The organism is Bradyrhizobium sp. Mp27 (assembly GCF_029953005.1).
Classification (GTDB): Bacteria; Pseudomonadota; Alphaproteobacteria; order Rhizobiales; family Xanthobacteraceae; genus Bradyrhizobium; species Bradyrhizobium barranii.
Map to the genome: position 1 here is coordinate 1 of NZ_JASAUS010000197.1, position 10,671 is coordinate 10,671.

The following is a 10,671-nucleotide window of genomic DNA, read 5'->3' on the forward strand; positions in this document are numbered from 1 at the left end:
GTCAACGCATACAACGACAGAGCCGAGCCCTTCGTCTGGACCAAGAAAAAGGTCCGTCAACGCCGTTTCAAAGGCCGCCGTATCACTCAGCTCTGATTCCGGGTACTAGTCTGCCGATCGTCGAAAGAAGCAGTGTTCGAACCCCTGCCGCGGCAAACCCCGGTAGGGGTTTTTCTCATTAGCAACGGCAAGGGATTAATAGGCGCATTGATCGCATCGAACGCATTTCAGGACGCCTTGTTCTTCCGCGCCGCGCTGCTGGCTTGATCGCTTGTATTCTTCACGATCTCTTCGAGCGACTGGACCAGCTTGGCCATGTTGTCTTTCCCGAGATGAACCACCACGATTGTGGGCCTCAGGATCTGCCATGGCTTTCGTTCTGGCTTGTCCGGATCCTTGAACCGCTTATAGGCCTCATGGGCAAGGATATCCGCTGACTGCAACGGCATCTGCTCACGCTTGCCGCCGAAGAGCAATCTCATCGGCACCTTGTTCGGATTTGCGTCCTTGGCGATAAATTCGAACGAGGCTTTGGCTTCTTTCTCGTCGTTATTGTTTTCGTGCACGAATTTGAGAGTTTCCTTCTTGTTGGGCTTCATCAATTCAAGCACGGACTGCACCAGCCAGTGAAAGCAGGTCGTATACGGATTGCCGAGTGCTTTCAGCAATTCTTCCTTGCCTTCCGTAGCCATGCGAAACTCGGTCTTGTTGAGGGCAATGACCACGCCAGCGATACGGTGTCCCATTATGACCGGCAGCACCCTTTTTACGACCTCGTCGCGCTTCTCGCGGGTCCACCCCTTGAATTCCCCCTCGCGATTGTCCGCGTCGACAGCGTGGAAAACCTTGATCGGCTTCTTGGCCTTCCTCCATTCGGAGGACCATTCGCGCCAGGCCTTCGGGCGGCCGGCATAAGCGGCGACCGTAACGACATCGGCATCGTCGTGGGTACGCTCCTCGTTGGACCCGTTTGTGCAGATCGGCGAGCCGGGGCTCGAGATCTTCCTCGTAGTCCTCCCACGTCATGCCATCCACGCCGGGAGCAGCCTTACGCCTGAGCGCAAAGAACGCCGCCCGCAGTGTATCGACATTGATGTGGTGAAAGAGCGCGGTGAACCGGTCCTTCTTCCTCAGCCTTGCGGCTGTCCGTACGCGGTCCAGCGACTGGGTCATGCGAGCCCGGCCCTGTGTCCGGTGCATGCGCTGCTGTTCCGCGTTTCCCTTGGTCCCCGGCCTTGGCTCCGCCCACTCCGCCGCCAGTAATCCGGCTTTGTTCGTTGGCTTCTCAGCTACTATGCCAGAGTCAGACTTCTCCGTGTCGTGCATCAGCGGCTACAGCTCCTCGCCTTCCCGCTGCGGACCATCTCCTCCGAGAAGGAAGATGGCCGACCCGGAGATATCCCGGTTCCCGTACAAGGAGCTTCCATACATGCCAGGGTCTACGACCACGCCGGGTTGGACGGGTGCTCGCGTTTGCGCACTCGCCCATATTGCCTTCCGCTCTTTGGACAGCGTCGGCTCCCGAGATAACACTGTTTCGCGGCTCAATGGCTGGCCTGCATGCTCCCCTACCGACGCTTCGCCGACACCCTCGCGGACGCCTGCGCACGGCTCGGGGCCGATGTGGTTCGCTACACCTTCATCGCAATGGACTTCCACCATCTATTCCTTGCCGGTCTCCCGGCGCACCCAAAGTAGTGCTAACGCTACTTTGGCAGATTTATTCACGCCGTTGCTTTGCGCCGATTTGTCTTCTGCAGTGGGGACATTGCTGAGGTCGTGGTCGAGCGATGAGTTCGACGATGGCGTGGCGCACGGCCGGGAGGCTCGGTTGAGGCGGCGGGCCGTTGATTCTATTTTTCCGGCCCGCTTGTGCGAGACGTGGGTGTTGGAGGAATGCGTAAGTGATTATGGTCATGAGGGCGAGATGGAGCCCTTGCCAGAATCGCCCCTCGAAGTGATCGAGCCCGAGCACCTCCTTCCGCTGCTGGTGGGCCTGCTCGCAAATCCATCGCGCTTTGATCGTGGCAGCTAGTGTAAGCAGATCTGTCTTGGCCGGCAGATTGGCGAGATAGTATTTCTTCTCTCCCGACATTCTGTGTTCACCAATAAGCCGCGCTTCGTCTCCTGGAAGGTGCTGCTGGCCTTTGTCCTTGATGCGCTGCGGAGGTCCATCGGCAGTCCGCACACGAACAGCAGCGAAGCGAGCTCGCAGCTTTCCCTTGGTCCCGTTTCGGCAACTTACGTATTGCCACTTGGCATCAGCCAGCATGTTTTCATGCCGGCATCGACAAGATATCCGGAATGTACCGTTTGCGGGGACGGCCTCGATTTGCAACCGGCTAGATCAGCTTGACGGCGACCGGGTACACCTTGAGATGACGAGGGATCCCAACGGCCCAGGCAACGCCACGTGTCGAGAGCCCTTGACGGAACGGCGCGCTGAGGCCGTAACCGGCATCCGCCAGTAGCCGAAGCGAACGCCGACCGCGATCACGCGATCGATCTCGGCCAGTGCAATCTCTGGCCTGGTCCGCGCTACGCGATACTCGACCGGAACGCCGGTACGCTTCAAACGCGCCGCATCGCTCGTCCAGTTTGTGAGTTGGCGCGGGGGCCCGGCACCGATCGGCACGCTAAGCCGTTGACATCATTAATCTGGGCAGAGTCATTCCATTGCGCCGATTCACACAAAGCGCCTGATCGCGCGCAGCGAAGCGCTGCGCACGATCGATGGCGACACTCGCGCCTGCCTAGCCGCCGTGCCTCAGGACGATCGGCTCTTTCTCCGAGAAGTGCAAGCGTGAGCGCGCGAACTTCTTGACGCCCATTGGCTTGCCGAACAAGTAACCCTGGACCTGATCGAAATCCATCTCATGTGCGGCGAGGAAATCCGCGCGCGTCTCGACGCCTTGGGCTACGACCTGCGCGCCGCTGTCGTGAGCGAGCTCAATGACCCGCCGGCACACCGTCTGCTTCAGGCGTTGGTCCGCGCAGCCGGTGACGAATTGATGGTCGACCTTGAGCTGAACGAACGGGAAGTTCGGCAGTCCGAGCAAGGACGGCCAGTTGGCGCCGACATTGTCGATCGAGATGCCGATATTGTGCAGCCGCACGCGCCTCGCGACATCGATCGCCAGGTCGAGATTATCGACCATTTCGGTGCTGTCGATCTCGATCAGCAGGCCGGCGAACGCCGCATGATCCGGCATCCGGTAGCAGAGCTCGCGCACCGCGTCGTCATCGGCAAGAAACGACATCGGCAGGTTGATCGAGAGATCGACCGGTCCGATCTGCTGACGCGGAACGGCCCGATCTTCTGGTGCTCAGCGTGTCCGTTGACAGCATCGAAGTCAGTAAAATTCCCGAGACTTTGGTGAGAAAGGACTACGGCGGCAAGGTCCTCGTCATCGGCCAACCAGACTCGATCCTGACTCGTACATCCAAGAGCGGCGGCAATCATGGAAATTTCTGGCTCATACACTGATTGCGCCGCTAACCTTAAAGGATTCAATTCGAAGCAAATGACGCAAGTATCGGTGCGTCGCACCGCCGTCACGTGCGCAACAAATGCGTCATCTGGCGTTCATGAGAAGCAATCGTGCCTGACTTTGCGTCTCGCCGGAAACGTTGCGTTCGTGTGTCATCGCGAGACGACGTTCATGACTATGGTGTCGGGTCGATGCAGACGCCGAATTGTGAATCGACGCCGAACATTGACCCTGCTGAGCACATCGCGCGGCAGAACCGTCATGCCGTGAACCTCAAGCGCGCGCATACGGTTTTACTAGTCGTTCATCCCGACAATACGGATGACTTATGGGTTGATACCGAGCCCAGTGATGGGCGCTGGCGCAGGCTTCCATCGCGACCAGGCACGCAGGCTGCTGGGCAAAGAAAGCCAGCACTTTGTCACGACGCTGTTTGCGGAAAACAACATCGCCGTCTGCGTCTGCGCCATGCGCCTGAAAAACATGTTTCGCGAAGTCTAGTCCAATCGTGCTAACTTCGTTCACGGTGCTTCCTCTTTGTGACGGTTCAACACCCTTCACTTTCGCAAATCGATGCCGTCGAGGGGCGTCCATCACAGCAGCAGACACAGCAACAGCAGCAGACAGAATCTCTGGCTGCGTGTAGAACGGGATCAGGAGCGATCGGTTTCCAACTAACAAGCCGGTTCAACCTGTCTCGCTCCGCGGGTCCATTTCACTTTGCTTACCACCCTGCTGGACAGCTCCGCGTTCTGCCGTCAGCCGATCCTAGACCGCGCCGCACTGTCTCCACTACTCCTTGGTGGTATCCGGAGTCATACGGATAGCGAAGACGTAAGCTTTCCTCCATACTTATCCAGGTCAGGATTTTGTCATCCCTCCTGGAGCTAAAACCAACGTGGCCCCCATGCAATTCAAGCGGGCGGCGTTGGGCTGTTTTGTACTTACTCGCATACGCGGGCGGACATCATTTTGCTGCGCGGCGCGACTAGAAGTCTTGCGCCTTCTCCATTTCCAATAAGCACACGTGGAGAGTGATCGGTCTCATGTTGCCGTCCAAGAGGACGCGCACCCTTTTGTCCTGGTCACACCAAGAGCGACCATGAGGCCGCTCCGCCCTTTCAGCTTTGGACCAGCCGAGTACGCTACTATTACGCGAGACCCAACGGTCATCGCATCATTGGCACGCGAAAACTGGATCGGTTCAACAGGGCGGTCGGCCCTTGGAAATCTCTCCGCTAGACAGCGTCGCCTCCCCTTCCAGCCTCCAGCACCGGCTGATCGGTCGCTCTCTTTGCGGATTTGAACCATTTCGCGGGCAAACCCAGCACATAGCCGCGCCGTCTGAGATCCTGACAAGTCTTGCTCCGCGCCGCCGCGCTGATCTCCTCTGACGTTCGATTCCCTAACAAATGCCAGAAGATCTCGTCCTGCTCGCGTGTCCAGCCTCATCGCCATGAAGGCGCTCGGCCGGCGCGAGCGCCCTATTAGATGCGGTAGGTGATTAGCCTCCGTAACGAGACTATCAAGTTGGCTGCGACTTCAGGGTCAAGGGGAGCGTTCCTCCTAAAACTACGACATGCCATGGCACCATTTGTCTGGGCCACCAGGAGGAATTTCGCGATGAACTGCAACAAGAAAATGTGTGTCGCGGGTATCGCTGCGTTCGGGACGCACGCTGGCTCAACGCAGCGTCGCGAACTCGGCAGTGGCCAATTCCCGGGCTTTGGGAATGGCGTCGCGCACGGTCAGCATCGGCCAATAAGCGGGCGTATGGAGCACGAGACGGACCTGGTTGGCGAGCGCCGAACGACAGCTGGTGCGGTCGGAGGCGAGCTGCGTCTTATGCCGCTTGATCAGATTCTCGGCTTGGCCGCGGGGGCTGAGGCAGATCAACGAGGGCGAGCGTCATCTCGAGAGTTACGTGAGCGAAGCGCGGTTGGTCGTTCGGGAGAGTTGGGGAGCGGAATTCAAACGGAGATAGCATCTTGAGTGGCCTGCGTTGGGGATTGATCGGTGCAAGTACAATCGCGCGCGAGTGGATGATCGAGGCCATCCGCGGAGCGGCTGGCGAGGTCGGGGCTGTGATGAGCAGCGATCCGGAGCGGGCGCAGCGATTTGCCAGCGAGAACGGGATCGCGATAGCAACAACCAGCCTCGACGCGTTGCTCGGAAGCGGTATCGATGCGGTCTACATCTCGACAACAAATGAGCATCATTGTTCGCAAACGCTGGCCGCGGCCGCGGCCGGCAAGCATGTGCTGTGCGAAAAGCCGCTCGCGCTGAACTTGCCGGACGCGAGGCGAATGGTCGCGGCCTGCAAGGCGGCAGGAGTGCAGATGGGGACAAACCATCATTTGCGCAACGCGGCCACCCATCGCGCAATTCATGCCGCGATCAAGGCGGGCCACATCGGCAAGCCTCTATTCGCCCGCGTTTTTCATGCGGTCTATCTTCCGCCGCACCTGCAGGGCTGGCGGATTGAGAGGCCGGAAGCGGGCGGCGGCGTCGTGCTCGATATCACCGTTCATGATGTCGACACCTTGCGTTTCGCGCTCGACGAAAATCCTGTCGCCGTGACCGCGATGACGTCGCGGGGTGGTATGGGCCAGGCAGGCCTCGAAGACGGCGTCATGGGAGTGGTCCGCTTCGAAAACGGGCTGATTGCCCAGTTCCACGATGCCTTCACGACAAGATACGCGGTGACCGGCTTCGAGGTGCATGGCGAAGAGGGATCGCTGATCGGGACCGACTGCATGACCCAGGTGCCCAAGGGCGAGGTCTTGCTGCGGACCAGGGACGACGAAAGGCAGCTCTCGACCGCGCACGAGAATCTCTATCTACGGGCGGTGCGCCTGTTCGGCGACGCGGTTGCCGCCCGTGGCGCGCCGTCGGCTACGGGCGAAGACGGGATCAAGTCGCTGAGCGCCGCCCTGTCGACGCGCGAGGCTGCCCGAACGGGGCGCGAGGCTCCCATCGATCTGACGACCCGAGGCGCATATGGCACGAACGAAGATCTTGCGCATGCGCGCTGATGCTGACGTCCGGCTCGGACAACCGCACACTCTTGCGTTCAACCTCGACAAGGCGGTGCTGTTCGACCCAACGACCACGCGCCGTATCTGATCGAGTGGTGCGAGGCCTGCATGAAGATCACGGAGACAACCGATGTCCTCGTCATCGGGTCTGGAATGGGCGGTGCGAACTTTGCCGCGGGTCTGGCGCCTACGGGCGCAAAGATCGTGATCCTCGAGCGCGGCCAGCGTCTGCGCGATAGCGAGGCTGCGCGGGACGCAAGGGCGATCTTTCAGCGCGGGGTGTTCCGGCCGCAGGAGTCCTGGGTCGATGGGGCGGGGAAGGCCTTCAATCCCGGCAACTACTACTGCGTCGGCGGCAATACCAAGCTCTACGGGGCGGTCCTGATCCGCTACCGCGCTCAAGACTTCGCGCCCATCGCGCACCGCGATGGAACGACGCCGGGCTGGCCGTTCAGCTATGGCGAACTGGAGCCATGGTATACCCGGGCGGAACAGCTCTACAACGTGCGCGGCGCGCTCGGAGACGATTCCTCGGAGCCTTTTCACTCCGCGCCCTATCCGTTCGGCCCCGTGCCGGATGAGCCGGCGATTGCGGCGGTACGGCAGCGGCTCAAGAAGATCGGGCTCAAGCCGTTTACACTGCCGCTTGGCATCGACATCGAGACATGGCTCAAACGTGCCAAGACTCCGTGGGATGCATTCCCCGACGCCGGGCACGGCAAGATGGATGCCGAATCCTGCGGGCTTGCCTGTGCTCTCGCCCATGACAATGTCGCGCTGCGCGAAGGTGCGCAGGTCAAGCGGCTGGTCGTCGAGCCGGACGGCAAACGCATTGCCGGCGTTGAGGTCATTCAGGCCGGTGAGCGGACCATGATCGGCGCCGGCATCGTGGTGCTCGCGGCGGGCGCCGTCAATTCGGCCGCACTGCTTCTGCGCTCGTCACAGGCCGGCATCGCGAACCGCGCCGATGCAGTCGGCCGTTATTTCATGAACCACAATTCCTCGGCTGTGCTGGCGATCGATCCGCGCGTCGTCAACAATTCGATCTACCAGAAGACGATCGGCACCAACAATTTCTATCTCGATGATGGGCACGGCGGACCGCCGCTGGGCAACATCCAGTTGCTAGGACGTGTCACCGCGCCGATTTTGAAGGCCAACATGCCGCTCGCGCCGGAATTGGCGCTTGGGCTGATGAGCCGGCATGCGGTCGACTGGTACGTGATGAGCGAGGATCTGCCGGGCGCCGAGAGCCGTGTGACGGTCGATGGTGCGAATATCCGGCTCGACTGGCAGCGCTCGAACTGGACGACCCATTTGGCGCTGGTGGCGACGTTGAAGGAACGGCTGCGGGCCGCAGGTTATCCGATCGTACTGTCAAAGGCGTTCGACCGGCGCACGCCCTCGCATCAGTGCGGGACAGTACGCATCGGCCTCGATCCCGCGACATCACCGCTCGATCCGTTCTGCCGCTCCTTTGATCACCCCAATCTGTTCGTTGTCGATGCGTCGTTCCTGCCGACTTCGGCGGCGGTGAACCCGTCGCTGACGATCGCCGCCCAGGCGTTGCGCGTCGCGGATCATGTCGCGAGGACCGATCTTCGAACTCATGGGGTCATGAGATGACGGTTTACGACTACATCGTTGTCGGCGCCGGCTCGGCCGGCTGCGTGCTCGCCAACCGTCTCAGCGCGATGCGTCGACCAGATGCTGCTGCTCGAGCGCCTTGGCATGCGCGATAGTGCTGAGGTCCACCACGACGGCCCCGTCAGCCAGCGTCGCCGCAACGTTATTCGCTCCAAACAAGGCGTTCTCGACCACATCTCCGTCCGGCAGGCAGAGGAACAACACCTCGGCACCCGCCATCTTCTTGGGATCCGTGGTGGCGACGAGCCCCGGCGCCACAAGCCCTTTGACGCGCTCAGGATCAATATCGAATGCCACTATGTTTTCGGCGTCGGACGCACGCTTGTTCGCAAGGTGGAGCGCCATCCAGTGGCCCATATCTCCGAGTCCGATGAACGCAATGTGTCGTATCGTCATGTGATCTTCTCCACCAGAATGAGATGTCGGACAGGGAACACCTGCACGACGCTTGTTTTGGCCGTGATAGATTTCAACGTAGGTGTGCTATGCGCCCCGAATGCCTGCGGGACTTGCTCCCGGCGCGGTTCTGCGCGCTTGCGTGAAGCGTGCATTGACGACGAGCAGCGTCAACGCGGCCGCGATGAGCGCAAGAAGGCCGAGGAAATAGAGACCGGATTGGTAGCTGTGCGTGGTTTCCCGAATCCAACCGACCATGTAAGGGCCTACAAACCCGCCGAGGTTTCCGATCGAGTTGATCAGCGCGATGCCGCCCGCTGCGGCGCTGCCGGTGAGGAACATGGAAGGCAGCGGCCAGAACGGCGCCTTCGTCCCGTAGATGCCGATTGCAGCCAGAGCCATGACAGCGACGGCGAGGAACGAACCGGTCAAGAGCCCGGAGCCGACCAGGCCGAAGCCGGTGAGAGCGAGCGCCGCGAACAGCGTGTACCGGCGCTCTTTATACTTATCCGACACGTACCCAAATATGATGATGCCCACGGTCCCAAAAATATAGGGAATGGCCGTCAACAAGCCGGTTTGCATGTCTGAAAGGCCGAGTTTCTTGAGAATCTGCGGAAGGAAGAACGCGAGACCGAGATTCGCGGTGGTATTCGCAAAATAGATGAATGCCAACGCGAGCAAACGGGGATCTGCGAAAGCCTGGAGAGCCTTTGTCCCGTGGACCGCGGCTACGGCTTTATGTTCGCGTTCAATGGTCTCCTGCAGCCAAGCACGCTCCTCAGTGCCCAGCCATTTGGCATCACGCGGCCGGTCGGGCATGACAGCCAGGAACACGAGGCCGAACAGGATCGCCGGCACTCCCTCAATGATGAAAAGCCATTGCCACCCCTTCAGCCCTGCAATGCCGTCCATTTGGAGGACAGCCGTCGAGAGCGGCGCGCCGAGTGCAAGCGAGACGGGGATCGCGACCATAAAGGCCGCGATGATCCGGGCCCTATATTGCTGAGGAAACCAATACGTCAGGTAGAGGATCACGCCCGGGAAGAACCCAGCCTCAGCGACGCCCAAGAAGAACCGGGCCACAATAAAGCTCGTGGGGTCTTGCACGAAAGCCATACCGGCCGACAGCACGCCCCATGAAATCATGATGCGTGCAATCCACCTGCGAGCCCCGACTTTCTCCAGCATGAGGTTGCTAGGAATCTCGAAAATGAAATAGCCGAAGAAGAACACGTCCGCGCCAAAGCCATAAATGTAGGACGAAATCCCGAGGTCGGGATTCATCTTGAGCGCGGCAAAGCCGATGTTGATGCGGTCGATGTAAGCCAGGATGTACGAGATGAAGAGAACCGGCATAAGCCGGATGAAGACTTTTTTGATCGTTGCACCCTGATTGATCTCTGTCATTTCCATCCCCAACTCGTTTGTTTCTTGTGAGAGCGTCAAAATGGGTATGCTGTCCCCTCTTCGGAGAGCGGATACCAACAGGCCATCTGTCTCATCACCCCGAACTATGCTCGCCAGGGTCGACAGGAGAGTGGTCGGCCGTCAGGAAGTCGAAGTCGCAGCCTTCGGGTGCTTGCGTGACAGTTCGGCGATAGAGCGCCTTGTAGCCCCGGCGTGGAGCCGGCGGTGGGGTGAACCCTGCCAGGCGTTGTGCAATCTCGTCCGGCTCGACTAGAAGGTCGATCCGCTTGTTCTCGATGGAGAGGCGGATGCGGTCTCCGTTGCGCACCGCGGCGAGCGGGCCGCCGACCGCAGCCTCCGGCGCAACATGCAGTACGATGGACCCGAAGGCGGTGCCTGACATGCGCGCATCGGAGATGCGCACCATATCCTTGACACCGGCCTGGGCGAGCTTCTTCGGAATGGGAAGGTAGCCAGCTTCCGGCATGCCCGCCGCGTGCGGGCCTGCGTTCTGCAGGACGAGGATGTCGTCGGGCTTAACGTCGAGGTCCGTAAGCGGAGCTTTTCTCCCATTTGATTGGTTTCGCTTCGGCTTTCGCTCTGCGATCCTTGGCTTGTCAGAGAGCCGAGAGGAGACTGAAGGCGATGGAACAATCGGGGGAGGAAGCCGAAGCTGATGGCTTTGTGGG

Annotated in this window: 7 protein-coding genes and 3 pseudogenes; 2 read left to right on the forward strand and 8 right to left on the reverse strand. The window is 60.2% G+C overall.

The window, feature by feature from the left end; genetic code table 11:
- Nucleotides 1–227: 227 nt before the first annotated feature.
- From QJT78_RS44545 to QJT78_RS44565, 5 genes and pseudogenes are all read right to left on the reverse strand, one after another.
- Nucleotides 228–746 carry a hypothetical protein gene (locus QJT78_RS44545; protein ID WP_281460637.1) on the reverse strand — a complete coding sequence of 173 codons (519 nt, stop codon included), beginning with the start codon at nucleotides 744–746 and terminating at the stop codon, nucleotides 228–230.
- A 978-nt stretch (nucleotides 747–1,724) separates the two neighbouring features.
- Nucleotides 1,725–2,599 (reverse strand): annotated as a pseudogene (locus QJT78_RS44550) (transposase); the annotation flags it as partial.
- A gap of 154 nt (nucleotides 2,600–2,753) precedes the next feature.
- The gene (locus tag QJT78_RS44555; RefSeq protein WP_309248209.1) at nucleotides 2,754–3,293 is read right to left on the reverse strand and encodes an EAL domain-containing protein; all 540 of its coding nucleotides are present in this window, start codon (nucleotides 3,291–3,293) and stop codon (nucleotides 2,754–2,756) included.
- Between the two features lie 537 nt (nucleotides 3,294–3,830).
- Nucleotides 3,831–4,016, reverse strand: a pseudogene (locus QJT78_RS44560) (IS110 family transposase); the annotation flags it as partial.
- Nucleotides 4,017–5,177: 1,161 nt separating this feature from the next.
- Nucleotides 5,178–5,369, reverse strand: a pseudogene (locus QJT78_RS44565) (transposase); the annotation flags it as partial.
- Between the two features lie 119 nt (nucleotides 5,370–5,488).
- Here QJT78_RS44565 and QJT78_RS44570 point away from each other — a divergent pair.
- Nucleotides 5,489–6,526, forward strand: a complete 1,038-nt coding sequence (locus QJT78_RS44570) for a Gfo/Idh/MocA family oxidoreductase (RefSeq protein WP_256461586.1) — start codon at nucleotides 5,489–5,491, stop codon at nucleotides 6,524–6,526.
- A 111-nt stretch (nucleotides 6,527–6,637) separates the two neighbouring features.
- The gene (locus QJT78_RS44575; RefSeq protein WP_028154243.1) at nucleotides 6,638–8,155 is read left to right on the forward strand and encodes a GMC family oxidoreductase; all 1,518 of its coding nucleotides are present in this window, start codon (nucleotides 6,638–6,640) and stop codon (nucleotides 8,153–8,155) included.
- Nucleotides 8,156–8,215: 60 nt separating this feature from the next.
- On the opposite strand, the gene QJT78_RS44580 is transcribed toward QJT78_RS44575, so the two are convergent.
- From QJT78_RS44580 to QJT78_RS44590, 3 genes are all read right to left on the reverse strand, one after another.
- Nucleotides 8,216–8,521 carry an NAD(P)-binding domain-containing protein gene (locus QJT78_RS44580; protein ID WP_234678468.1) on the reverse strand — a complete coding sequence of 102 codons (306 nt, stop codon included), beginning with the start codon at nucleotides 8,519–8,521 and terminating at the stop codon, nucleotides 8,216–8,218.
- A gap of 138 nt (nucleotides 8,522–8,659) precedes the next feature.
- Nucleotides 8,660–9,982, reverse strand: a complete 1,323-nt coding sequence (locus QJT78_RS44585) for an MFS transporter (protein ID WP_063711530.1) — start codon at nucleotides 9,980–9,982, stop codon at nucleotides 8,660–8,662.
- A gap of 94 nt (nucleotides 9,983–10,076) precedes the next feature.
- Nucleotides 10,077–10,671: dihydroxy-acid dehydratase (locus tag QJT78_RS44590; RefSeq protein WP_281460638.1), on the reverse strand; the 595-nt coding region annotated here is incomplete at its 5' end.

Bases quoted from the DNA above. Each gene is read 5' to 3' on its own strand.
- QJT78_RS44545 (WP_281460637.1), bottom strand. From the start codon at position 746: ATGGGACACCGTATCGCTGGCGTGGTCATTGCCCTCAACAAGACCGAG.
- QJT78_RS44575 (WP_028154243.1), top strand. From the start codon at position 6,638: ATGAAGATCACGGAGACAACCGATGTCCTCGTCATCGGGTCTGGAATG.
- QJT78_RS44580 (WP_234678468.1), bottom strand. From the start codon at position 8,521: ATGGCGCTCCACCTTGCGAACAAGCGTGCGTCCGACGCCGAAAACATA.
- QJT78_RS44585 (WP_063711530.1), bottom strand. From the start codon at position 9,982: ATGACAGAGATCAATCAGGGTGCAACGATCAAAAAAGTCTTCATCCGG.